Annotated in this window: 25 protein-coding genes; 13 read left to right on the forward strand and 12 right to left on the reverse strand. The window is 32.8% G+C overall.

The window, feature by feature from the left end; translation table 11 throughout:
• Together DUZ96_RS06205 and DUZ96_RS06210 are read left to right on the forward strand one after the other, a co-directional pair.
• Window positions 1–483, forward strand: a complete 483-nt coding sequence (locus tag DUZ96_RS06205) for a hypothetical protein (RefSeq protein ID WP_114301081.1) — start codon at window positions 1–3, stop codon at window positions 481–483.
• A gap of 84 nt (window positions 484–567) precedes the next feature.
• Window positions 568–1101, forward strand: coding sequence for a DUF4136 domain-containing protein (locus tag DUZ96_RS06210; RefSeq protein ID WP_114301082.1), 534 nt, complete (start codon window positions 568–570; stop codon window positions 1099–1101).
• A gap of 48 nt (window positions 1102–1149) precedes the next feature.
• On the opposite strand, the gene DUZ96_RS06215 is transcribed toward DUZ96_RS06210, so the two are convergent.
• On the reverse strand, window positions 1150–2310 hold the full coding sequence (locus DUZ96_RS06215) for a class I SAM-dependent RNA methyltransferase (protein ID WP_114301083.1): 1161 nt from the start codon (window positions 2308–2310) through the stop codon (window positions 1150–1152).
• 55 nt (window positions 2311–2365) lie between these two features.
• Between DUZ96_RS06215 and DUZ96_RS06220 the strand changes: the two genes are divergently transcribed.
• From DUZ96_RS06220 to DUZ96_RS06235, 4 genes are all read left to right on the forward strand, one after another.
• Window positions 2366–3097: a bifunctional 2-polyprenyl-6-hydroxyphenol methylase/3-demethylubiquinol 3-O-methyltransferase UbiG gene (locus tag DUZ96_RS06220; protein ID WP_114301084.1), complete on the forward strand. Its 732-nt coding sequence runs from the start codon at window positions 2366–2368 to the stop codon at window positions 3095–3097.
• A gap of 9 nt (window positions 3098–3106) precedes the next feature.
• Window positions 3107–3781 carry a ZIP family metal transporter gene (locus DUZ96_RS06225; RefSeq protein ID WP_114301085.1) on the forward strand — a complete coding sequence of 225 codons (675 nt, stop codon included), beginning with the start codon at window positions 3107–3109 and terminating at the stop codon, window positions 3779–3781.
• Window positions 3781–4209, forward strand: a complete 429-nt coding sequence (locus DUZ96_RS06230; protein WP_114301086.1) for a DUF4268 domain-containing protein — start codon at window positions 3781–3783, stop codon at window positions 4207–4209. Before DUZ96_RS06225 ends, DUZ96_RS06230 begins: the two co-directional genes overlap by 1 nt.
• 105 nt (window positions 4210–4314) lie before the next feature.
• On the forward strand, window positions 4315–4998 hold the full coding sequence (locus DUZ96_RS06235) for a hypothetical protein (protein WP_114301087.1): 684 nt from the start codon (window positions 4315–4317) through the stop codon (window positions 4996–4998).
• Between the two features lie 22 nt (window positions 4999–5020).
• Here the strand turns inward: DUZ96_RS06235 and DUZ96_RS06240 are convergent, their stop codons facing one another.
• Together DUZ96_RS06240 and DUZ96_RS06245 are read right to left on the reverse strand one after the other, a co-directional pair.
• On the reverse strand, window positions 5021–5647 hold the full coding sequence (locus tag DUZ96_RS06240; RefSeq protein ID WP_114301088.1) for a PAQR family membrane homeostasis protein TrhA: 627 nt from the start codon (window positions 5645–5647) through the stop codon (window positions 5021–5023).
• On the reverse strand, window positions 5647–6324 hold the full coding sequence (locus tag DUZ96_RS06245) for a DUF4294 domain-containing protein (protein WP_114301089.1): 678 nt from the start codon (window positions 6322–6324) through the stop codon (window positions 5647–5649). The genes DUZ96_RS06240 and DUZ96_RS06245 overlap by 1 nt, the downstream gene beginning before the upstream one ends.
• 125 nt (window positions 6325–6449) lie before the next feature.
• On the opposite strand from DUZ96_RS06245, the gene DUZ96_RS06250 reads away from it, so the two are divergent.
• Entirely contained in the window at window positions 6450–7538 is a 1089-nt protein-coding gene (locus tag DUZ96_RS06250) for a M42 family metallopeptidase (protein WP_114301090.1), read from the forward strand.
• A gap of 32 nt (window positions 7539–7570) precedes the next feature.
• The gene (locus tag DUZ96_RS06255) at window positions 7571–8125 is read left to right on the forward strand and encodes an NUDIX domain-containing protein (RefSeq protein WP_114301091.1); all 555 of its coding nucleotides are present in this window, start codon (window positions 7571–7573) and stop codon (window positions 8123–8125) included.
• 135 nt (window positions 8126–8260) lie between these two features.
• Here DUZ96_RS06255 and DUZ96_RS06260 read toward each other — a convergent pair whose 3' ends face one another.
• Window positions 8261–8647: a Fur family transcriptional regulator gene (locus DUZ96_RS06260; protein WP_114301092.1), complete on the reverse strand. Its 387-nt coding sequence runs from the start codon at window positions 8645–8647 to the stop codon at window positions 8261–8263.
• 397 nt (window positions 8648–9044) lie between these two features.
• On the opposite strand from DUZ96_RS06260, the gene DUZ96_RS06265 reads away from it, so the two are divergent.
• From DUZ96_RS06265 to DUZ96_RS06275, 3 genes are all read left to right on the forward strand, one after another.
• Window positions 9045–9461 (forward strand): MerC domain-containing protein, encoded by a 417-nt coding sequence (locus tag DUZ96_RS06265; RefSeq protein ID WP_114301093.1) that lies wholly within the window; start codon window positions 9045–9047, stop codon window positions 9459–9461.
• A gap of 10 nt (window positions 9462–9471) precedes the next feature.
• Window positions 9472–10140 (forward strand): GTP cyclohydrolase I FolE, encoded by a 669-nt coding sequence (gene folE / locus DUZ96_RS06270; RefSeq protein WP_114301094.1) that lies wholly within the window; start codon window positions 9472–9474, stop codon window positions 10138–10140.
• A 163-nt stretch (window positions 10141–10303) separates the two neighbouring features.
• The gene (locus tag DUZ96_RS06275) at window positions 10304–11527 is read left to right on the forward strand and encodes a multidrug effflux MFS transporter (protein ID WP_114301095.1); all 1224 of its coding nucleotides are present in this window, start codon (window positions 10304–10306) and stop codon (window positions 11525–11527) included.
• A 3-nt stretch (window positions 11528–11530) separates the two neighbouring features.
• On the opposite strand, the gene DUZ96_RS06280 is transcribed toward DUZ96_RS06275, so the two are convergent.
• The 6 genes from DUZ96_RS06280 to DUZ96_RS06305 all read right to left on the reverse strand — a co-directional run bounded on the left by DUZ96_RS06280 (window position 11531) and on the right by DUZ96_RS06305 (window position 17821).
• Entirely contained in the window at window positions 11531–12655 is a 1125-nt protein-coding gene (locus DUZ96_RS06280; RefSeq protein WP_114301096.1) for an ATP-grasp domain-containing protein, read from the reverse strand.
• Window positions 12655–13788: an HTTM domain-containing protein gene (locus DUZ96_RS06285; protein WP_114301097.1), complete on the reverse strand. Its 1134-nt coding sequence runs from the start codon at window positions 13786–13788 to the stop codon at window positions 12655–12657. The genes DUZ96_RS06280 and DUZ96_RS06285 overlap by 1 nt, the downstream gene beginning before the upstream one ends.
• Window positions 13761–14114 (reverse strand): hypothetical protein, encoded by a 354-nt coding sequence (locus tag DUZ96_RS06290; RefSeq protein WP_147267058.1) that lies wholly within the window; start codon window positions 14112–14114, stop codon window positions 13761–13763. The genes DUZ96_RS06285 and DUZ96_RS06290 overlap by 28 nt, the downstream gene beginning before the upstream one ends.
• A gap of 119 nt (window positions 14115–14233) precedes the next feature.
• Entirely contained in the window at window positions 14234–14854 is a 621-nt protein-coding gene (locus tag DUZ96_RS06295; protein WP_114301099.1) for an L-threonylcarbamoyladenylate synthase, read from the reverse strand.
• Between the two features lie 11 nt (window positions 14855–14865).
• Entirely contained in the window at window positions 14866–15459 is a 594-nt protein-coding gene (locus DUZ96_RS06300; protein ID WP_114301100.1) for a hypothetical protein, read from the reverse strand.
• A 31-nt stretch (window positions 15460–15490) separates the two neighbouring features.
• On the reverse strand, window positions 15491–17821 hold the full coding sequence (locus DUZ96_RS06305) for an ATP-dependent helicase (RefSeq protein WP_114301101.1): 2331 nt from the start codon (window positions 17819–17821) through the stop codon (window positions 15491–15493).
• A 137-nt stretch (window positions 17822–17958) separates the two neighbouring features.
• Here DUZ96_RS06305 and DUZ96_RS06310 point away from each other — a divergent pair, with 137 nt between their 5' ends.
• Entirely contained in the window at window positions 17959–19227 is a 1269-nt protein-coding gene (locus tag DUZ96_RS06310; RefSeq protein ID WP_114301102.1) for an amidohydrolase, read from the forward strand.
• Window positions 19228–19286: 59 nt separating this feature from the next.
• Window positions 19287–19808, forward strand: coding sequence for a hypothetical protein (locus tag DUZ96_RS06315; protein WP_114301103.1), 522 nt, complete (start codon window positions 19287–19289; stop codon window positions 19806–19808).
• A 2-nt stretch (window positions 19809–19810) separates the two neighbouring features.
• Here DUZ96_RS06315 and DUZ96_RS06320 read toward each other — a convergent pair whose 3' ends face one another.
• Together DUZ96_RS06320 and DUZ96_RS06325 are read right to left on the reverse strand one after the other, a co-directional pair.
• Entirely contained in the window at window positions 19811–20713 is a 903-nt protein-coding gene (locus DUZ96_RS06320) for a patatin family protein (protein WP_114301104.1), read from the reverse strand.
• Window positions 20713–22677, reverse strand: coding sequence for a M1 family metallopeptidase (locus tag DUZ96_RS06325; protein WP_114301105.1), 1965 nt, complete (start codon window positions 22675–22677; stop codon window positions 20713–20715). The genes DUZ96_RS06320 and DUZ96_RS06325 overlap by 1 nt, the downstream gene beginning before the upstream one ends.
• Between the last annotated feature and the right edge of the window lie 32 nt (window positions 22678–22709).

Genomic DNA, 22709 nt, shown 5'->3' on the forward strand with positions numbered 1-22709 from the left:
ATGAAGATTGAATCTATTGTTACAATTAAAAAAGAATTAAAACACCTTCCAAAAGAGGATTTGCTAACTCTATGCTTACGATTAGGTAGATTTAAAAAAGAAAATAAAGCACTACTCACCTATCTACTTTTTGAATCCCTTGATGAAGATGGTTATGTAACTAGTGTAAAAAATACCTTAGACGAACTATTTGAAACTATGAATACGGATAGTTATTTCTATATGAAAAAAACGATTCGTAAAATACTAAGGCAAATAAGAACCTACAGCAGGTATTCTAATAAAAAGTCTACCGAAGTAGAACTCCTTCTTTATTTCTGTGAACGGTTAAATTCACTTAGACCTTCAATTCACAGAAACAGGACTTTGAGCAATCTCTACCATAGACAAGTGGTTTCTATTCAGAAGAAAATCACTGCACTTCATGAAGATCTTCAATATGACTATACGATTCAACTAGAGGAGATAGAAAACCAGAAATAAACTTATTATTTTAAACTTGACATTTGTCATAGTTATTCTACTTCAATATTTAGACCTTTAGTAAAGTTCTAAACTCATGAAGTCATGAAAACTGTTAATAAACTTTTGTTATTGTTATTCGCAATTAATTTAGGCTGTGCTTATACCAGCGAAATCGTATATGATTACAACCTAGAAGTAGACTTTAACCAATACGATACTTATGTATTATGTATGGACGACTTTTTTGTAGAACATACCAATCATCCCAATTTAGACAATGAAGAAGTACGAAGAATTATTGGTGACGCGGTTGCCTTAGAAATTGAAAATAAAGGACACCGAACCAATGTATTAAAACCACAATTACAAGCCGGATTTAGATTACTAATTAGTGAAGAGACTGCAGAATTTACGGATTGTGAACATTTGGAAGAATTAGAATATTGGGAGAGCTGTGCAATTCACACTGAAACTTATGAAGAAGAGACCTTAGTTGTCTATGTTGCTGATTTTGAAACCAAAAAAGTAATTTGGCATGCTTCTATAGTTTGTGATCTTCAACAATCACAGAAAAAATTGAAACCATACATATACGACCTAATATCAGATCTGTACGATACTTATCCTAAAACGTAAGTAGCAAGGAATCCAGATGAAAAAAAGGATTTAAAGACATTTTAATTATTAAACTTGCTTCTTTGCTTTTCGGCTACCTTCGTACATTTCGTATTTAACCAATCTCGACTCCAATTTTGCGTTAAATACTTTAATTTTTCGTGAAGGTCTCAGACCGACATACTTGAGTGCCTCTATATTTGAAGTTATTAACCAAGCATTTGTATTTGGATAACCATGTTTTAGTGTAGTTCCGATATTACCATAGAATTCTTCAACATTAAGATTTTCTAGTCGCTCTCCATACGGTGGATTAAAAACCATATGCAATTTTTCAGAACCTGCTTTTTGAGTTTTAAAAAAATCTTCGTGTTTTATTGTAATAAACTCATCTAAGTGGGCATTTTTTATATTTTCTTTTGCCTTTTTTACAGCAGATGGTGATTTATCATACCCTAAAATTTTATGGTGGAAATCTCTTGTTTTATTCAGTAACGATTCTTCTATTTTTTCAAATAAATCAACATCCCAATCTTGCCAGCGCTCAAAAGCAAATTCTTTACGCATTAAATTGGGTGGAATATTACAGGCAATCATTGCGGCTTCTGCCAAAATAGTTCCACTACCGCACATTGGGTCCATAAAATCAGTTTGACCATCCCAACCGCTCATAATTATTAAACCTGCAGCCAATACTTCATTTATTGGTGCAATATTAGTTGCTGTTTTATATCCCCTTCTGTGCAAGGATTCACCAGACGTATCGAGTGATATTGTACAACGCTGTCTATCGATATGAACATTTATTTTTAGATCAGGGAAGCGAAGATCTACATTAGGCCTTTTACCAGTTGCTTCTCTAAATCGATCTACAATAGCATCTTTTGTCTTAAGTGCAGTATATTTTGAATGGGTAAAAATACTATGATGAACCGTCGCATCTACTGCCAGTGAACCATCCGTCTTAAGGAAATTTTCCCATTTAATTTTCTTAACATTATTATACAAATCTTGCTCACGTATCACTCTAAAAGAATGAATTGGTTTTAAAATCTTTATTGCTGTCCTAAGTCCAAGATTTGCCTTGTACATAAAACCTTTATCACCAACAAAACTCACATTACGAACACCTTTTTCCACATGCATAGCACCCAATTGGGTCAATTCATTGGCCAGAATATCCTCAAAGCCAAATAAAGTTTTAGCAACCATTTTGAAATTATTGTCCATAAGCAAAGTCTAATAGATTGCAAAAATACAGTATTTTTGTACGACATTTATTGATATGAATAAATCCACTAAACATTGGTATATATCTTGGTTTGACACGCCTTATTACCATATTTTATATAAGGACAGAGATTACTCTGAAGCACAGGGTTTCATGGATAATCTTACCAATTATCTAAATCTGCCAGATAATGGAAAAATTTTGGATTTGGCATGTGGTAAAGGAAGGCATTCGGTTTATCTAAATAAATTAGGCTATGATGTTACAGGTGTAGATTTATCAGAACAGAGCATTAACTACGCGAAGCAATATGAAAATGACACCTTAAAGTTTAAGGTGCATGATATGAGCAAACCTTTAAATGATAAGTTTGACGCCGTTTTTAATCTCTTTACAAGCTTTGGCTATTTCGACGACGAAAGCTGTAATCTTAATACAATTAAAGCAATAAAATCAGAGCTTAATGAATTTGGTTTTGGAGTTATTGATTTTATGAACACCAATTATGTTACATCCAATTTAGTAGCTCAAGATGTTAAATCGGTTGATGGAATTGATTTTTATCAAAAAAGAAGGGCTGAAAATGGTTTCATTATGAAAGATATAAGTTTTGAAATTGATGGCGAGAAATTTAACTTTCAAGAATGTGTGAGAGCTTTTATACTAGAAGATTTTGAAAATTTATTTGAAAAAGCAGGTGTTCACTTACTTGATGTATTCGGTGATTATAATCTTAATAAATACCTATCAGAATCCTCAGAACGTCTAATTATGATTTTTAAGTAATTTACAGATATGAACAAGTATTTATTTCCTATTTATGCCATAATTATAGGAGTTGTAATTGCTATACTTACTAAGAAGCAAAAACCAATTGGCACGAAGCTTTTATTATCTTTTAGTGGTGCATTTTTATTGGCTCTTACACTTTTTGATCTTCTTCCCGAAGTTTATGAACAATTAGAAGCGAAGAAAACTGGTCTATTTATCATGTGTGGAATATTACTTCAGGTAATACTAGAGTTTTTCTCAAAAGGTGCTGAACATGGTCATATACATTTACAAAAAAAAGAATCTAGATTCCCTTGGTTGTTATTTTTAAGTTTATGTATTCATAGTCTAACTGAAGGATTTCCTATTCATCAGCACAATGATATGGTTTATGGTGTGTTTATCCATAAAATTCCTATAGCAGCTCTTATCACAGCATTTTTATTACAAGCTAATTACAACAAAATTCAGATTTTTAGTTTTTTGATTGTTTTTGCAGCCATGACACCTTTAGGCACAGTAATATCAAACAACACTGCAATAGCACCAGAATATGTAGATATTGTTAGTGCAGTTGCTATTGGTATCTTTTTACATATCTCTACAACTATTTTATTTGAAACTGGCGAAGGACATAAGTTTAATTTATCAAAGCTTCTCGCTATTGTATTAGGTGTGTTAATTGCTTATTTTATTTAATGTTCTCGAAAGAAGATAGTCGCTTATTACGTCAAGAATTTTGGACTAGTTTCGGAAAATCCTTTCCAAGAAAATGGCTTTTATATAACACAAAAATCAAAGGTCTTTCCTTTAAATTTTATTTCGACACAAAAAAGGCATACATTACTCTAGATCTAGAAGATAATTTAGAAAATCGCATTAATTGTTGGGAAAAATTAACTGCACTAAAAAGCATTCTGCACAGTGATTATCTGCCCGATGCTATATATGAAGAAGAGTTTTATTTAGACAATGGAAAAGAAATATCTCGAATCTATTTACCACTAGAACAAAAAGTATCTATTCATAACAAAAACTCATGGAGAGCTGTTATGGAATTCTTTAATACCAACATGATTTTGTTTGAAACATTCTTTGAAGAATATAGAGATATTATCAAAAGATAAGTATTCCCTAATTGTTTGTGTGATATATTATTGCCAGTAAAATTGTGTATTTTTATAAGGTACAGAATTTCAGTATGTCATAATTAACCAATAAATTCTTAGCTCATGAGAAATCTATGGTCAGCTCTATTCATATTCGTCGTTATTACATCATGTAATACAAATGAAAAAACCAAGACCGAATCTGAATCAAAAATTACAGAGGTTACAAAAGATATAGCAAGTGATACAACTGAAATAAACTATATCTCGATTGATAATGACGAGGCATTAGTAGCTACAGCCTTAATGGCAGCTCCAAAATCAAGTAGGGCAAATTGCAAAGTTATGGGCTATAATATGGCTGGAGAATTTGTGACGTTTAGAGAAGGTACCAATGAATTCATTGTTTTAACTGACAATCCAAAAAAGTCAGGATTTAATGCTGCCTGTTATCATAAAAGCCTAGAACCTTTTATGGCAAGAGGTCGAGAATTAAAAGCTGAGGGTAAAACAGGAGTAGAAATATTTGATATCAGAGAAGAGGAAGTTAAATCTGGTAAGCTGAGCATGGGAGAACCTGGTGCTACACTTCATATTTACTACGGCACTAGCGATAGATACGACCCCGAAACCTCATTAGTTGAAGATTCAATATACCGTTATGTTGTATATCTACCATTTGCAACTTCAGAAACGACAGGACTTCCTGAAGCACCAGTAGCTTCTAATCATCCTTGGATTATGAACCCAGGAACACATAGGGCGCATATTATGATTTCTCCTGTAAACAACTTAGACAAAAAATAGCTCTTTATAAAAAGATACGCTTTTAAATAACATGGAAATAAATCATAAAAAAATGGCTTATAGCACCTCCTAGCACAAAAAAGTGCCATATCACATGGTTGTATGGTAAGCGTTGTACGGCATAAAAAACGATACCTACTGTATAGAATAAACCACCTACGAATAACCAAAGTAAACCATTAGGTCCAAGAGCATCTGATAAATTACTAAAATCAAATACTATTAGCCAGCCCATAATAAGATATAAGGATGTTGAAAACACTTCAAACTTACCAGTAAAGAAAAGCTTAAGAATTATCCCAAACAAGGCAATTCCCCAGACAGTCCAAAATAAAGGCCAACCAAAGCTTTGATTCAACTGTATAAGTAAGACAGGTGTATAAGTACCAGCAATAAGCAAATAGATACTTATATGATCTACGATTCTAAAATAATGTTTGCGTTTTTGACCTCTTACGGCATGATAAAGTGTTGATGCTAAAAAAAGAATGATCATAGAAATTCCATATACAATAACGCTGAATAAATGAAACGGTTTTTCCTTATCAACAAATAAAATTAACAATATCAAGCCAACAATACCCAGTGCTGCACCAATGCCATGAGACCAAGAATTAAGCTGTTCCTCTAGCTTTGTTTGTACGCTCATTATTTTTTGGTTTTAGGTTTGCCCCATTTATTTACACATGCATAAAAATCGATTTCAAAAGCAGGCCTTTGACGCTCTAACTGTTCATTCTGAAATGCACGCTGTAATATATCTTCGATTAAATAGTCTTCCTTCTCATAAATAGGACTAAACTCCTTTTTTAAAGAAATATCAAAAACCTTCGCTGTATTATTAAACCAAAAAGCTCGCCATCCACTTCGTAATTCTTTTATTAAATCAAAAGTTGTGGTACCTGTTTGCCTATGTATAAGTTTTACTAAAATTTGACCTTCTGTTTTAGTAAGCTTCTTCAACTCAGCAGAAAACTCATCCTCTATATATTTTTGTATCACCTTCGCATAACGCTTTTTCTGGCTCTTGCGCTTTAGTTTTGAGAGTCGTTCCTTTAAAGATTCTAATCGGTCTGCTGCCAACTTTGCATATGGATAGACTTTTAATGTTTTACGACGTAAAACTATATATCTAATTCTTTCATCCCTGTTCTTAAAATTCAATTCTGGTAATACCAAAACCTCATCTAAATCTATAGCAGTTCTTGGAATAGAATCACCATCAATTATAATATATTCTACTACTGTTGAATCTTGTTTTACAGGATCAACTTGAGCAATGACAAGAAGGTTAAAAAATAAAAAAATATAGACTAAATATTTCATAAATAAACTCTAGCTAAAGCCATTCCAAAAAACCTATTTAGAGTAGCATCAAAATTAAGAATTAATACTACCATTAACCTTAATTTCGTATTAATATTATTATTTTTAAACAAAAATTTTTACACATGGCAAAAAAGCAATTATTGACAAAAAAGTCAATGGACTTTTTAGAAAAATATCTAAATAATGCATCACCAACTGGTTATGAATGGGATGGGCAAAAACTCTGGATGGATTACTTAAAACCTTATGTTGATGAATTTATTACAGACACCTATGGTTCTGCTGTAGCTGTAATTAATCCAAAAGCAAAATACAAAGTAGTTATTGAAGGTCATGCCGATGAAATTTCATGGTATGTTAATTATATTTCAGATAAAGGGCTTTTATATGTGATAAGAAATGGTGGAAGTGACCACCAAATTGCACCTAGTAAAATAGTAAATATCCATACTAAAAAAGGCATTGTAAAGGGTGTATTTGGCTGGCCAGCAATTCATACTAGAAGTAGAGCCAAAGAACAACCACCAAAACCAGATAATATTTGTATTGATATAGGCGCCAAAGATAAAGCCGAAGTTGAAAAAATGGGAGTGCATGTAGGCTGTGTAATAACCTATCCAGACGAGTTTCATATTTTAAATGGTGATAAATTTGTTTGTCGTGCTTTAGATAATAGAATGGGCGGATTTATGATTGCTGAAGTTGCTCGTTTACTGCACCTTAATAAAAAGAAATTACCATTTGGCCTATATGTAACTAATTCTGTGCAAGAGGAAATCGGCCTACGAGGTGCAGAAATGATAACACAAACTATCAAACCAAATGTTGCCATAGTAACAGATGTTACTCACGATACAACGACTCCAATGATTGATCAGAAGAAACAAGGATATGCAGAAATTGGTAAAGGTCCAGTAGTAGCTTATGCACCAGCGGTTCAACAAAAACTAAGAGATTTAATAACAGATACTGCAGAAGAAAAGAAAATACCTTTCCAACGTGCTGCTTTATCTAGAGCAACAGGTACTGATACAGACGCCTTTGCATATAGTAATGGTGGTGTGGCTTCTGCCCTAATATCATTACCACTAAGATACATGCATACAACTGTAGAAATGGTGCATAAAGAAGATGTGGAAAATGTTATTAGATTGATTTATGAAACACTTCTAAACATAGAAGATGGAGAAACCTTTAGTTATTTTAAATAAACTATAGCCTCATATATTTGAGGCTATTTTTTATGGATGAATTTATAGATATAGTAACAAAAGACGGAGAACCAACAGGTAAAGTGGCTCTAAAATCAGATGCCCATAAAAATGGTTGGTATCACAACACTATTCATCTTTGGTTATATACAAATGATGGTAAAATTTTATTACAACAACGATCCCATAAAAAATTGATTTTTCCACTACTTTGGGATGTCTCGGTAGCCGGACATATTGATGCTGGTGAATCGTTTATAGAAGCTACACTGCGTGAAACAAAAGAGGAAATTGGTTTAGATTTAAACCCTGGTGACCTTAAAAAAATAGGTGTTAAACTCCACAAATCATCATATGACAATGGTAATGTTCTTGATTATGAGTTTCATCAAGTTTATATTGCTCAGCTTAACGAAAAGATTGACAAATTAGAGCCTCAAGAAGATGAAGTTGAAGCATTAAAACTAGTTACTCACAGTCAATTTGAAGAGTTACTTGAAATGAGTGAGGTTAACAGCCATTTTGTCCCAACTAATAAACCCTATTACCAATTTGTGCTTAATGCAATTAAATCATTAGGCGTATGAATTTAGTGTTATTATGATGGAGTTATTTTACCAAAAAATACGAGACATAAACTTATTAAAGCATTCAGCATGTTAGAAAATAAAGAGGTTAATAAACCAAAACGTAAACACAGTAATATTCCTCTGTAATACTATTTAATTAGAATATGCGCAATCGGTACACTGACCTTTAAGCATAATATTTGCTGATTCAATGTAACGATTGTTCATTTTTGGTATAGTAATATTTACATCTAAGCACTCTACTTTACCACAGTCATTACACTCAAAATGCGGGTGCAGATCATTATGTTGATGAGTCGTACAATTTTGACATCTCGCATACCATTTAAGTCCATTTGTACCTGAAAACGAATGGATGGTTCCCTCCTTCTCTAAACGTTCAAGAATACGGTACACTGTAGTCTTATTCATTTCATCCTTAAGTTGTTGAACTAGTTCCACAACAGATAAAGCCTCATATCCATGTTCAAAAATGGACAAGATTCGATTTACAGATTTAGTCTTTCTTTTAATACTCATATCACAAATTTAAGGCAACAATGTTGCATTATCAAATAATAATTCTTTTATTTGCAACTAGGTTGCATTATTAGTTTTAGTCTTCATTGAGAAATTTATAAAGCAAACATTTTGACAACATATGGCGAGTACTTATTAAAGGTAGAATTCTGTTAGGGTTTTTAAATTTGAATTCAACCAGTAAAAGACTCGCCATTCTTTATTAGTTCAAAAAGTAGTAGAATTAATATGATTCTTTAATTATTTAAAATAACGTGTTCTAAATCTATTGCTACATGATTAACAATTTATACCAATTTAGAATAATAAGCATAGGTAATCTATATATATTATTTTAACGCACCTTTGTTGCGTTAGTGATTTTTTTATATTTTTGCAATTCTGTTGCATTAATATTATGATAGCAAAAACTTTCGTAAAAAAAACAAATCCTAATTCAGTTGGAGCGTTGGCAAGTAGTCTGTGCTTAATACATTGTATTGCTACACCATTTCTTTTTTTAGCGCAAACTTGTACTGCAACTTGTTGTACATCCACACCAGTATGGTGGGCTACAATAGATTTTTTGTTTATTGGTATGTCCTATTTTGCGATCTACTGGTCAGTAAAGAATAGTATAAATTCTTGGATTAAATATGCTTTATGGACAAGTTGGGTTTTCTTATGTTTGGTCATATTAAATGAAAAAATCGGGCTATTAACAGTACCAGAGACAAGTATTTATATACCAGCAATCGCTTTAATTCTTCTGCATCTGTATAATCGTAAATACTGTGAATGTAAAGATGAAAACTGTTGTGCTACCACAAACTAATTAATTAAAAATGAATTCAGAAGACATTGAATTATTAGGAGATGCTCACATATCAACAAGTATTGATACACCTATAAGACCTGGTGCATTTGATAAATCAGATAGTGAAAAAATTGAAGCCATTCAAAAACATTTTGAGGCGATTATGTACGAACTAGGATTAGATTTAAATGATGACAGTTTATCAGGTACACCGTACAGATTTGCAAAAATGTATGTGCAAGAACTGTTTTATGGACTTAATCCAAGCAAACGTCCTAAAATATCCACTTTTAGAAATAAATATGGTTATAACAAGCTACTTATTGAGCAAAATATTAACATCGACTCGTCTTGTGAACATCATTTTCTGCCAATTACTGGAACAGCTCATGTTGGCTATATACCAAAAGAGAAGGTTATTGGATTATCAAAGATTAACCGCTTGGTCGATTATTACGCTCATAGACCTCAAGTGCAAGAGAGATTATGTATTCAAATTCTGGAGGATTTAAAAATTTCTTTAGAAACAGAAGATATAATTGTCGTTATTAATGCTAAACATTTATGCGTATCATCAAGAGGAATAAAGGACAAAAACAGTTCTACAACCACTATTGAATACAGCGGTTGCTTTCAAAAAATCGAACAAAGAAATTTCTTTTTAAAGCAAATTGGTCAGTTTAATGATCAAACTTAGTGCGCTTAATTTAAGTATTAAACGGTTTAATTTGGAAAAGCCTACTATTAATCTGGTAGGCTTTTAACTTTTAATAAAATTGATTTTTATGTTTTGATTTGATAGTGTTATGATAATTATAAAATCTAAAGCAATCACCTTATAATTAGCTTATTTTTGCACAATGCAAAACCAACAGCGCTCTCAATTTGAATTTGTTGTCTTAATGGCCGCCCTTATGTCAATCGTTGCATTGTCAATTGATGCTGTACTTCCTGCATTGCCTGAAATCGGAGAGTTTTTAAATGTGTCTAGCCCTTTAGAAAATCCTAAATTGATTACTTCAATTTTTCTGGGACTTGGAATTGGACAACTTATTTTTGGCCCATTATCTGATAGTTTTGGTCGAAAACCAATAGTTTATGTAGGCTTTATACTCTTTGTTATAGCATCCTTGATATGTGTTACAACGGAAAGTTTTGAAATGATGCTTTTTGGTCGAGTATTACAGGGAATAGGTTTAGCTTCACCGAGAACTATGTGCATCGCAATGGTTAGAGACTCTTATGAAGGCAATTATATGGCCAAAATACTATCTATAGTAGTTATGGTATTTATTCTTGTGCCTGTTGTTGCTCCTACTCTAGGTCAATATTTAATGAATAATTATAGTTGGCAGTTTATTTTCACATTTACATTAATTTTTGGGGTAATTGTAATTCTGTGGTTTTGGCTAAGACAACCAGAAACTCTAAAAGAGAAATATCGAATTCCTTATAGGTTGACAATATTCACCACAGGAACTGTTCAATTCTTTAGAGTAAAATCTGCTGTAATTTACACACTTCTATCTGGTTTTATAACAGGTTCCTTTATGGTTTACCTAAGCACATCACAACAGATTTTTGAAAATCAATATAATTTGGCCGAAGAATTCCCATTAATCTTTGCAAGCTTAGCTATTTCAGTAGGTTTAGCTACTTTTATGAACAGTCAATTGGTTGTGAAATACGGCATGAAGACCATTGTTCATATTGCAATGATTAGCTTCATTTTAACTTCGATTATTTTTTTATTAATGTTCTCAGGGGGAAATAATCCGAGTATTGAAGTTTTAATAGGTTTCTTTGCTGTACAGTTTTTTACGATTGGATTTTTATTCGGAAATCTAAGGGCTTTGGCTATGGAACCTATGGGACATATAGCTGGCATAGGCTCTGCATTAAATGGTTTTATTTCAACTGTGATGGCTGTACCAATTGCAGATTACATTGGGAGTTATATTGAAGATTCAGTACACCCCTTATTTATTGGGTTTTTGGTATGTGGCACTGTATCATTAATACTTTTTTACATGGAAAGCGCTAAATTTAAAAAGATTTTTACTTATTTATTAATTAGAAAATAAGTTTTACGAGCCTTTTAATTTTACTACAGTTCTATTATAAAATTTGAGGAAAAAAGGCAGAGGATCCTTAATACAATATAATAAAGATGTTTGATTTGCTATAAAACTTAGATTAAATATTAACCAAGGTTTTTGAATTATTTTTTTGACAGATCCTTTTAATCTATAATAAATAATAGGTCTATAGGTATATTTCTTCTTATAAATACCCAATGCAGATTGACAATAAACTAAGGGAAAATTAACATTTGTTTTTAATGAACCTTCAACTGAAGCCCAAAAACGACCATTTAATTCAATTATTTTAAACGCTTTTTCGTTAAAATCATATCTTAAATCTATATGAGCTACACCAGACCATTTTAAAGATTTGATAAGTACTTTAACTACTCTTAGAATTTCATTATCCGTACAAAATTTTAATGCAATAGGTGGTTTAAAATTATCCTTTTCGTACGAAACTCCTTTTTGAATCGTAAAAGCAATTATTTCTCCTTCACTTGATAGTATACTACAGTCTATGTCATAACCATCGATATACTCCTGCAACACATAAGTGACTGGTTTTGCTTTTTTATTTAGCCACTCCTTGAATTCTTGATCCGAATTTAATTTATGAATACCATTACCTCCAGAACCTTTAGCCGGTTTAGTTATAAGAGGAAACTTAAGATCATGTGTTATACCATTTTCAACATTTGGATGTAAAATAAAAGTTTTAGGGTGTGGTAGTTTAATATGATTTAAGAGACTAGAAAATAATGCTTTATCTAAAGAGTAATCGTAGTTTTCGGTGTCAGTTAGATATACTAACTTTTCCTTATTTTCAATTAGGTGTCTATTCTTAAGAATTTTTTCGATTGCTTCGTGTCCAATAGGTATAATTAAATCTATTTCGTTATCTCTTACATATTCATTTACTACAGCTATCCATTCCTTAGCGCCACATTTATCAATTTGATAATATTTACTCTTAAGCCTTGAGAATTTTATTGGGTTACCTTTGTCTTGAGATAAAATAGTAACCCTTATATTTTTGTCTTGTGAGAGACAAATAAGAACTTGATGAATAAAATCACATTCACCATCAGGAATTAAAACATTTATTTTTTTGTTATTCAATTTCATTATATAACATGTGATTTATTCAAATGTTTTATTTTCATGCAATTAAATACTATTGGTGATAGTAACAAAAGTAAAACCCAAAAGAGAATAAATAATAACCAATATTCTATGACGTTATTAAAGAAATATCGAATCCCCAACTCAATAAACAAAATCAACATATAAAATCCGGAAGTACTCAACAAAATATGTACTATTAAGGTCTTACCATAAAAGTCTTTAAATTCACCTTTTGCCTTAATAGCATTGCAATGTTGCTCGGAACTTTTTCTAAGGACAAAGCGCTTATCAAAATCCAATAATTTAATTAGTTCAACTAATCTAACATTAAAATTGGATAATCCATATTCTATTTGCACCAATTGTTTAGGCCATTCTTTAAAAGCAATCAGAATAATTAAAATATCCTCCATAAAATAGCCAAAGGTCTCACCGGTAAATGAAAATAGAATCGTATGAAATACTAATATCATAGCAATAGCATAGAAACGAGCCTTTGGAAAAAACAAACAAATACCAATTAAAAGTTCTGCCAGCATTGCTGCATATGATATCAATTTAGCTAATATTAAATTACTGGTCGACTGATACCATGCGCTATAAACTGGATTTTCGAGCGCAACAAAAAGCCAATTGTGCATAAATTGTCCAGACCACCACTCTATTTGTGTTAATTTATTCAATAATGCGCCTAAATAAACTAGTCCAAGCTGAAAAAATAAAAGCCAAGGACTTTCTTGTTTGGAAGAAAGTCCAGAAAGAAAATACACACAACCGATTATAAATAAATGATTTCTAAAAATTGGTTTGGAAGTTAAAATGGCTAAAAAAATACTACAAGCAATAAATATCGCAGCAAGTCTAACTTTATAATTAAATACTAAAGTAGCACTCCCAATTATGAATAGTGATTTAATTATTGACTCGAGTAGTTTTGGGTATTCATTTAAATTATCCAATGAGCTAATAAAAGGAATAAAAGGGTCTGTTATACTGCCAAAAAAATTATGAGCAATAAGCAAAACAACAAAAATCTTACACATCATTAAAACACCCGGCCTCATTGATGTACCATAGACTTTAAAAGGTAATGATAAAAACTTAATTATTTTATTGGCTTCCAAATTTTCCATCCATTACCATTTGTGTTATATAATATTTCCACATCAGCTTTTTCAGCTTTACCATATGTAGTTTCATACTGTTGCACTAATGAAAAAATATTATCAATAGACCTAGGTTCCCAACCTTTAGATAAATAATTGTAGCGAGATGTAATCTCACTCCGAGACAAGTCTTTACCATTTATATTAACCTTTATTTGATAGTTGGTATGCTCGTCATAAGGTGCCCAACAAAAAAACTTTTCGGGTATAAATCTAGCATACACAACTGAACATAATTGAAGTATTAGGAATGTCATCCCAATGACTAAACAGATATTCTTATGATTTTTCAATACATTATTACTTAATAGCTCTCTGTCAGTAATTTATTACTTTTTTTAATTTAAAAAAATAAAAATAGATAAGCGACATTTTACTGTAGATAAATGACCGCTTATTGCATAGAAGATGTCTAAAATATTTCTAAACTACCCTTACCTTCTCTGACAACTTCTGGAGTATCATGCGAGAGGTCAATTATTGTAGAAGCTTCATTACCGCCGTAGCCACCGTCAATAACAATATCCACTAAATTACTCCATTTTTCATAAATTAATTCGGGATCCGAAGTATATTCAATAATATCATCTTCATCTCTAATTGAGGTAGATACAATTGGATTGCCTAAAGTAGAAACAAGCGCCAATGCAATAGAATTATCTGGCACTCTAATACCAACTGTTTTACGTTTTTTAAATGGATTGGGTAAATTTTTGGAACCAGGCAAAATAAACGTATATGCTCCAGGTAATGCTCGCTTTAAAATTTTGAATGTAGTGGTATCAATTTGCTTTACATAATCACTAAGATTACTTAAATCTTCACAAACAAACGAGAAGTTAGCTTTCTCTAACTTAATACCTTTAATCTGAGCAATGCGCTCTAAGGCTTTAATATTTGTAATATCACATCCCAAACCATAAACCGTGTCAGTCGGATATATTACCAAACCACCTTTTTGAAGCACCTCAACAACTCTTTGAACCGCTTTTGGGTTAGGGTTTTCTGGATATATTTTAATGTATTCTGCCATTGTTTAATAATCTAGCCTCTTCGCCGTCTGGATTGATTATTATAATTATCAGGTCTATTCCTTGCATCATTTCCTCTTCGTCTCGGCATTATCTTTTCTTTTTCTGCTTTTTGAAACTTTAACCACTTTTCGTTTTGATCTTCATTCAACAATGCTTTTAACTGATTGTTTAATTCATCTTCATCACTTCTTATCTGTTCTTGTATTGGTTGTAGTTTCTCTCTAACCAATATCATGGTTTCTCGCATTAATTCTCTATTCTGGGTAGACCTCGCAATTTCCATGTTTTGATTTACTACAATATCTAATCCTTCAAATAAATCCTTATTATCAGATTTTATTTTGTTCATTTGACGATTATGGTTCTCAATTTTAGAAAGAACAATTGTGGCAATAGAATCAGATTTTTTAAGCTTCAACTTTTTCAAGGTTTTCTTAGAATCATACGCAATTATACCAGACACTTTTTGAGATTCAAATTTTTGAACTTCCCTAGCTCCAGAATTTTGAGATTGATTGGAATAGCCTCCTCTTCCGCCACTAGGTGGCTGTGCATATACACATGCAGATTGAAAAAATACAAGTAAGAAAATTAATACTCTCATATCAGTTTATAATAGTTAACAAAAATTAGAATTATCCTAATACTTCAAGTTTTGCAAAACGCAACAGCAATTTTTTAGTGTTCCCATTTTCAAATTTTATTTCAGCTTTTAAATCACCACCTGCACCTTCAATTTTCATTACTTCACCTCTACCAAATCGCTGATGATTTACAACATTCCCAACAACTAACTTCGTGTCAAACAAATTAGTAGAACCGCTAGTCTTACTTACAGGTTTCAACTTTTTAGGCGTACTTATCTTAAAGTTCTCTGGGTTTTTTTTAGGCTCTTTCTTTCGAAATTTTGGTGATTTGGGTTTAGCAAATCGTACTTTATTAGGTTCTATATCACCAAATATTGAAGCATCCAACATTGGGTTAAATCGTTGTTCTTTTAATGGCGTTGTTATATTTACAAATTTATCATCAATCTCTTCAATAAATCTGCTACGTTCAGCATCAATCAATTTTCCCCAACGGTAACGTGAAAGCGTATATGTTAAGTACGCTTGTTTTTCTGCTCGTGTCAATGCTACATAAAATAATCGTCTTTCTTCCTCAAGTTCACTGCGTGTATTCATACTCATTGCACTTGGAAATAAATCTTCTTCCATTCCTACAATAAACACATGTGGAAACTCTAGACCCTTCGCCAAGTGAATTGTCATTAATGCCACGTGGTTTGGATCGCCCTTATCGCCATCGAGATCTGTGGCTAAAGCTATATCTTCTAAAAATTCTGCTAAGGAGTCGCCTGCATCTGCCAACTCAATTTGTCCTTCTACAAAATCCTTTATACCATTCAATAATTCTTGTACATTTTCCATTCTGGTAACACCCTCGGGTGTGCCGTCCTTATTGAGTTCCCTAATTAATCCACTGGTTTTTGTAACATGCTCTGCAAGATCAAAAGCATTTGCTGTTTGATTCATGACCTTATAACTCTCAATCAGGGTTACAAAATCTCTAAGCTTATTTTTAGTACCGTTATTGATGTTGATTGAGACATTATCAATGTCCTTCATAACATCATAAATGGTTTTGCCAGTCGCATTGGCTGCAACAACCAATCTGTCTACCGTTGTCTGCCCAATTCCTCTTGAAGGATAATTGATAACACGCTTTAATGCTTCTTCATCTGCTGAATTGAGTATCAATCTTAAATAAGCGGTAACGTCTTTTATTTCCTTACGCTGATAGAAGGATAAACCACCATAAATACGATAAGGTATATCCCGTTTTCTTAAAGCATCCTCTATGGCCCTTGATTGCGCGTTTGTTCTGTAAAGTACTGAAAAATCACTATTAGGTAATTGCTGGTTCATTTTGGTTTCCCAAATGGTGCTAGCGACATACCGTCCTTCATCACCATCTGTCATAGAACGGTGTACAATTACCCTATCACCTTCTTCGTTTGCAGTCCAAACAATCTTATCTAATTTTGTTTTGTTATGATCAATTACAGAGTTTGCAGCACCAACGATCATTTTTGTAGAGCGATAATTCTGCTCTAATCGATAGACGTTAACATCATCATAATCCTTCTGGAAATTAAGGATATTGTTAATGTTTGCCCCACGGAAAGCATATATACTCTGCGCATCATCACCTACTACACAAATGTTTTGGAAACGATCTGAAAGTGCGCGGACAATGAGGTATTGTGAATGGTTAGTATCCTGGTACTCATCTACCAATATATATCTAAACTTATCTTGGTATTGTGCTAATACATTAGGGAACCGAGTAAGCAACTCATTGGTTCTCAACAATAAATCATCAAAATCCATTGCACCAGCTTTAAAACAACGGTCCACATATTCAGCATAGATCTCTCCCATTTTTGGTCTACGCGCCATAGCATCAGCTTCCATAAGTTCAGGATTATTGAAATACGCCTTTACTGTAATAAGACTGTTCTTGTAAGAGGAAATCCTACTATAAACTTGCTTCGTTTTATAAATGTCCTTATCTAGGCCCATTTCTTTGATAATAGATCCCAAAAGTTTTTGTGAATCTTGTGTATCATAAATAGTGAAATTACTTGGAAAACCTAGGTGGTGACCTTCAAATCTGAGTATTTTGGCAAATACAGAATGGAACGTTCCCATCCAAAGATTTTTGGCTTCGCTTTCCCCAACAATCTTGGCAATCCTTCCCTTCATTTCTCTTGCTGCCTTATTGGTAAAGGTAAGAGCTAAAATATTAAAAGCATCAACGCCTTGACTCATTAGATAAGCAATACGATAAGTTAATACTCTCGTTTTACCAGATCCTGCGCCTGCGATAACAATCATAGGACCATCCTTTTGCAAAGTTGGCGCCAATTGCGCATCATTAAGTTGACTTAAATACTTTTCCAATTACTATTTTTTAAGAAATGTGAAATTAAGTATTGTATTAGGTTTAACCATGTGATTCAATTAATAATTATAAACAATGTATCAAGATTTTTATTGATCAAATTTCAATATATTAGTGAAAAAATTTTTCTAAAAACATGAAAGTACTTTTATCACTACTCCTCGTTACCTGCTCCCTAACTTTTGCCCAAAATTCTATAGAACAAGATATTATAGGCATTGAAGGTAAATTAATTGAATGGAGACACTATTTTCACCAAAATCCCGAATTATCAAATCAAGAGTTTAAAACCGCTGAAAAAATTGCGAAACATTTAAAATCTCTTGGATTAAAAGTCGAAACCAATATTGCCAAAACAGGAGTTGTTGGCCTTCTTGAAGGCGATAACCCAGGAAAGGTTGTTGCACTTAGAGCAGATATTGATGCGTTACCTGTTACAGAACGCAATAATTTACCATTTAAATCTGAAGTAAGAACAACATTTCTTAATACTGAAACAGGAGTAATGCATGCATGTGGACATGATACACACATTGCAATATTAATGGCAACTGCTGAAGTATTATCAAAACACAAGGACAAAATAAAAGGTACAATAAAGTTTATTTTTCAACCTGCAGAAGAAGGACCTCCACCAGGTGAAGAAGGTGGTGCAAAACTTATGATTAAAGAAGGCGTATTAGAAAACCCAAAGGTAGATGCCATTTTTGGTCTTCACATCAATTCCGAAACTCCTGTTGGTATAATAAAATACAAAACAGAAGGAATCATGGCCGCAGTTGAACGATTCGTTGTAAAAGTAGAAGGTAAGCAAACCCATGGTTCTCAACCTTGGTCTGGTGTCGACCCAGTCTTGATTTCTGCTAAAATCATCGATGGATTTCAGACTATAATTTCTCGAGAATCTTATTTAATTGAAGCGCCTGCGGTAATTACCGTTGGTAAAATAACTGCTGGTACACGATTTAATATCATACCAGAATCAGCAGAAATGATCGGAACCGTAAGAACTCTTGATGAGGATATGCGTCAACTGATAATAAAACGTATGAATGAGATGGCTTCTGATATTGCAAATGCATATGGTGGTAAAGCTACAATTGAATGGCAAAACAATACCATTGTTACCTATAACGACCCTGAATTAACAGCTCAAATTCTGCCATCTTTACAAAAAGTTGCTGGCGAAGACCATGTGCAACTCACGAAAGCAACCACAGGAGGTGAAGACTTCTCATACTTCCAAGAGATTGTACCAGGTGTATATTTCTTCTTAGGCGGCATGACACCAGGTGAAACTGAAGTTTTTCCTCATCATACACCAGATTTTAAAATTGATGACTCTGGTTTATTATTAGGCGTAAGAGCGTTTTCTCAAATTACGTTAGACTATTTAAATGATTGAAATAGATAATGACAGTGTATTGGCATCAATTATTTAAATAATTAAAAACAAAACATTACATGGATATTGATAAACTCATAGAGGTTGGCTTAAGTCTTTTACCAGCAATTCTAGTTGCGGCTATTGCCTATTATTTTTTCAAGCAACATATAGAGAACGAAAATAATATAAGACGCTTTAAGCTTCAAAAAAGCATGCAAAAAGAAACTTTTCCTATAAGACTCCAAGCCTATGAACGCATGGTGCTATTTCTAGAGCGTATTTCACCTTCAAAATTATTAACTAGAATACATCCAAATTCCTCAAATAAAGAAGATTATGAATCTTTACTTATAGCAACAATTGAACAAGAATTTGAACATAATTTATCACAACAAATATACGTTAGTGACGAATGCTGGAATGTGATTAGAGGTGCAAAAAACGCAACAATTCAGCTTATAAGAAAAGCCACTATGAACGAAAAAACAGATACCGCAAATAAATTAAGAGAAGTTGTTTTAACTGATCTTATGGACAAACAGGCACCTAGCAATACAGCACTTGCCTTAATAAAAGAAGAAGTGAGTGAAATGTGGTAATTCTAAGATGATGCACTAGTAACATTAGAATGTTTTTGGGAAGCATATTCAAAGCCTTGTTGCCACCATTTTTCCATCAGTCGTTTACTAAATATTAGAGAGTTTTCCGTTAAACTCGTTGGCGTGTAATATAAGTTGAGTTTTACGCCTCTGTTTTTTGCTGCCAATTTTCCAATTACAATATCATTACGCTCCACTTGATTTAGCAAATGGCCAAATAAGCTTATCATTAAAGAAAATGGGTTTTTACCCAATACCTTTTGTCTATTCATTGTTTCAGCCTCTAATACAACAGCATCAACTTCTGTTGCACCTCTAAGAATCGCCTCTCTTATTGGTATAACGCTACCTAAACCGCCATCAGCATATTCGTGACCATTAACAACAGCTAAGGACATAAAAGGAATATAATTACAAGATATCCAAATCCAATTACAAAACTCTTCGTATGTGTAATCATTAATGGACTTATACTCTACCCTGTTCATAGAGAGATTGGATACAGTGACCACAACATCATGCCTAATTTGCTTAATTTGATTGAATTCTTCTTCAGTAAAATTTCTCTTTATGTTACGTTTTAATGCTTTGCTTTCGCCAAAGGTTCGTTTTAGCCTAATAAATTGCCACAATGAATTAATGAAATCAATGGAAACAAATTCCCTATCTCCCTTCTTACGCTGCACAAACGGACTAATACTGAATATATCCTGTTGTTGCACGTTAGTGAAAATGTCATAGAGCTTGTGAATTTTACCAACAGCTAAGTGAGGCACTAACAGACTTCCTGTAGAGGTTCCTAGAAACATATCATATTCACGACCTTCTTCTTGCATAAGGAATTGGGCAACACCTCCTGCAAATGCACCCTTGCTTCCACCTCCTGATATAACCAATGCTCGCATTAATTCTTTTTTTCTTCTAGTTTTTTACTGAATTCTTTGGCGAATGTAACCAATCTCCAATTATGATGAGACTTAGCGCTTTCTATGTTGTTTTTACAAATATCATTACAACCGTTTATTAAACTTAAATACTGAAATGCATTTATCCTTAGATCAGCATTGTGTTTATCATCTGTATATCCTAATAGCTCAGAGTAAAGCTCTTGATTACTTTCAGCATTGTAATAAGGCGTATTAAGATTAAGGACAATCCAGAGTAACCGAACGTTCTTGTCACTAAAACCTTGAATACTCCTTGTTTTAGATAGGTACTTTCCACGTTCTAAAGGGAAATTATTCCATAGGTTATATAAAGTACTTTCTACCGTTAAATATGATGCGTCATCTAACAAGGTTTCGTAGTCTTCCTTAAGTTCTTCTGGTATTTTTGTAAGGTACTTAGCTATTGCTTGACGCACCTTAAGACTATTTTTAAATGTCTCTTTATTAACTAATTCTGGAGCCTGTGAAATCACTTTAATCTTAGCTTCATCCGAAACATCATATTTTAAATACTCGGTACACTTTGAAGACTTAACTTGACAATCTACCATTAAATATTCTTGAATAAACGCAGATCTTTTCTTTAAGATTTCGATTGCGCCATAAGCTGGAAATTTTTCATTTTTAACCCAGTCTCTGACAAAGGAATTGAGATTAACACCGGCAAGACGCTCAACTTCGGAAATAAAATCTGAAGTTTCCGCACTGCCATAGGCATGCTTATTTAAATAATTTTTCACTGCTTGTTTAAATACCTTATCACCAACCTTATCGCGCAACGCATGCAAGACCCAAGCACCGCGCTGATAAAACGTTAAACTACTAGATTTAGGATTTAGGAGCGATGTTCCTTGGTCTGCTATATCTTGCCTACCCAAATCTACTGCAGATTCATAGAGTTTAAAATCAAAATAGTCATCTCCAAAAATATCACGCTCTGCTAATAGCGCATAATATGTTGAAAAGCCTTCTTGCAACCAATGATGCGCTCCCGATGTTGCTGTTACCAAATTTCCAAACCACTGATGTGCTAACTCATGCGCATTAACATTTACATAGTTCTTATCATTAAAACCAATGGAATCCACAACAAAGGCATCTGAAAAAATAGTACAGCCCGTGTTTTCCATACCAGCATATAAAAAATCATGAACTGGTACTTGCCTATAATTTTGCCAAGGAAAAGCAATACCAATTTCTTCTTCTAGAAAATCAAATATTTTTTTACTGTAACGATAGGTAGACTCTACTTTCAGCGAATCATCAGGATAGTAGTAATACTCCAAAGGAATGCCACTATTTGAGATTTCTGTTGCCTTATTGTATTCACCTACAACCAATGCTACCAGATAGCTAGACATTGCCTTTTCCATTTGGTAAGACCAACTTAACCAACCATCCCTCGATATGTTCCTTCCTAGCGATGCTCCATTTGAAATCACCTGATAATCTTCTGGTGCTTCAAAATTAAAACTAAACACAATCTTTTCGTTTACATCATCAAAACTTGGCAACCAACTACTTGTGTATTTACCTTGACCCTGAGACCAAATATTCCAATTTTCATTTCGTTTAAGAAAATACAAGGCCTTCTTGGGCTTTGCACTATACTGAATGAGCAAATTATTATCGAGAGAAGGTTTAAATTTCGATGCTAATACAACTTTATCATTCTGATATGAGAAATTAATCGGTTCGTTATTTAAATAAACCGCATCAATACTCATTTGTCGAGCGTCTAAATAAATAGAATCAATAGGCCTTACCACGTCAAACTTATAAGCTATTAAACCATCAACTGTACCAGAATCTGGAATTATCTTAAGCTTGGCCACACCCTCTTTAAAGTCAACATATTCAGTTTGTTGCCCATAAATTACAATAGAAAATAAAAATGTAAAAAAAAATATAAACCTCTTCATGAATTGACAGTATACAAGGATAACGCCAAAGT

Source organism: Winogradskyella sp. KYW1333, from assembly GCF_003335675.1.
Taxonomy (GTDB): Bacteria; Bacteroidota; Bacteroidia; order Flavobacteriales; family Flavobacteriaceae; genus Winogradskyella.

Excerpts from the sequence above, each read along its gene's own strand:
- DUZ96_RS06205 (WP_114301081.1), top strand. The coding sequence starts at position 1 with ATGAAGATTGAATCTATTGTTACAATTAAAAAAGAATTAAAACACCTT.
- DUZ96_RS06210 (WP_114301082.1), top strand. The coding sequence starts at position 568 with ATGAAAACTGTTAATAAACTTTTGTTATTGTTATTCGCAATTAATTTA.
- DUZ96_RS06215 (WP_114301083.1), bottom strand. The coding sequence starts at position 2,310 with ATGGACAATAATTTCAAAATGGTTGCTAAAACTTTATTTGGCTTTGAG.
- DUZ96_RS06220 (WP_114301084.1), top strand. The coding sequence starts at position 2,366 with ATGAATAAATCCACTAAACATTGGTATATATCTTGGTTTGACACGCCT.
- DUZ96_RS06225 (WP_114301085.1), top strand. The coding sequence starts at position 3,107 with ATGAACAAGTATTTATTTCCTATTTATGCCATAATTATAGGAGTTGTA.
- DUZ96_RS06230 (WP_114301086.1), top strand. The coding sequence starts at position 3,781 with ATGTTCTCGAAAGAAGATAGTCGCTTATTACGTCAAGAATTTTGGACT.
- DUZ96_RS06235 (WP_114301087.1), top strand. The coding sequence starts at position 4,315 with ATGAGAAATCTATGGTCAGCTCTATTCATATTCGTCGTTATTACATCA.
- DUZ96_RS06240 (WP_114301088.1), bottom strand. The coding sequence starts at position 5,647 with ATGAGCGTACAAACAAAGCTAGAGGAACAGCTTAATTCTTGGTCTCAT.
- DUZ96_RS06245 (WP_114301089.1), bottom strand. The coding sequence starts at position 6,324 with ATGAAATATTTAGTCTATATTTTTTTATTTTTTAACCTTCTTGTCATT.
- DUZ96_RS06250 (WP_114301090.1), top strand. The coding sequence starts at position 6,450 with ATGGCAAAAAAGCAATTATTGACAAAAAAGTCAATGGACTTTTTAGAA.
- DUZ96_RS06255 (WP_114301091.1), top strand. The coding sequence starts at position 7,571 with ATGGATGAATTTATAGATATAGTAACAAAAGACGGAGAACCAACAGGT.
- DUZ96_RS06260 (WP_114301092.1), bottom strand. The coding sequence starts at position 8,647 with ATGAGTATTAAAAGAAAGACTAAATCTGTAAATCGAATCTTGTCCATT.
- DUZ96_RS06265 (WP_114301093.1), top strand. The coding sequence starts at position 9,045 with ATGATAGCAAAAACTTTCGTAAAAAAAACAAATCCTAATTCAGTTGGA.
- folE (WP_114301094.1), top strand. The coding sequence starts at position 9,472 with ATGAATTCAGAAGACATTGAATTATTAGGAGATGCTCACATATCAACA.
- DUZ96_RS06275 (WP_114301095.1), top strand. The coding sequence starts at position 10,304 with ATGCAAAACCAACAGCGCTCTCAATTTGAATTTGTTGTCTTAATGGCC.
- DUZ96_RS06280 (WP_114301096.1), bottom strand. The coding sequence starts at position 12,655 with ATGAAATTGAATAACAAAAAAATAAATGTTTTAATTCCTGATGGTGAA.
- DUZ96_RS06285 (WP_114301097.1), bottom strand. The coding sequence starts at position 13,788 with ATGGAAAATTTGGAAGCCAATAAAATAATTAAGTTTTTATCATTACCT.
- DUZ96_RS06295 (WP_114301099.1), bottom strand. The coding sequence starts at position 14,854 with ATGGCAGAATACATTAAAATATATCCAGAAAACCCTAACCCAAAAGCG.
- DUZ96_RS06300 (WP_114301100.1), bottom strand. The coding sequence starts at position 15,459 with ATGAGAGTATTAATTTTCTTACTTGTATTTTTTCAATCTGCATGTGTA.
- DUZ96_RS06310 (WP_114301102.1), top strand. The coding sequence starts at position 17,959 with ATGAAAGTACTTTTATCACTACTCCTCGTTACCTGCTCCCTAACTTTT.
- DUZ96_RS06315 (WP_114301103.1), top strand. The coding sequence starts at position 19,287 with ATGGATATTGATAAACTCATAGAGGTTGGCTTAAGTCTTTTACCAGCA.
- DUZ96_RS06320 (WP_114301104.1), bottom strand. The coding sequence starts at position 20,713 with ATGCGAGCATTGGTTATATCAGGAGGTGGAAGCAAGGGTGCATTTGCA.
- DUZ96_RS06325 (WP_114301105.1), bottom strand. The coding sequence starts at position 22,677 with ATGAAGAGGTTTATATTTTTTTTTACATTTTTATTTTCTATTGTAATT.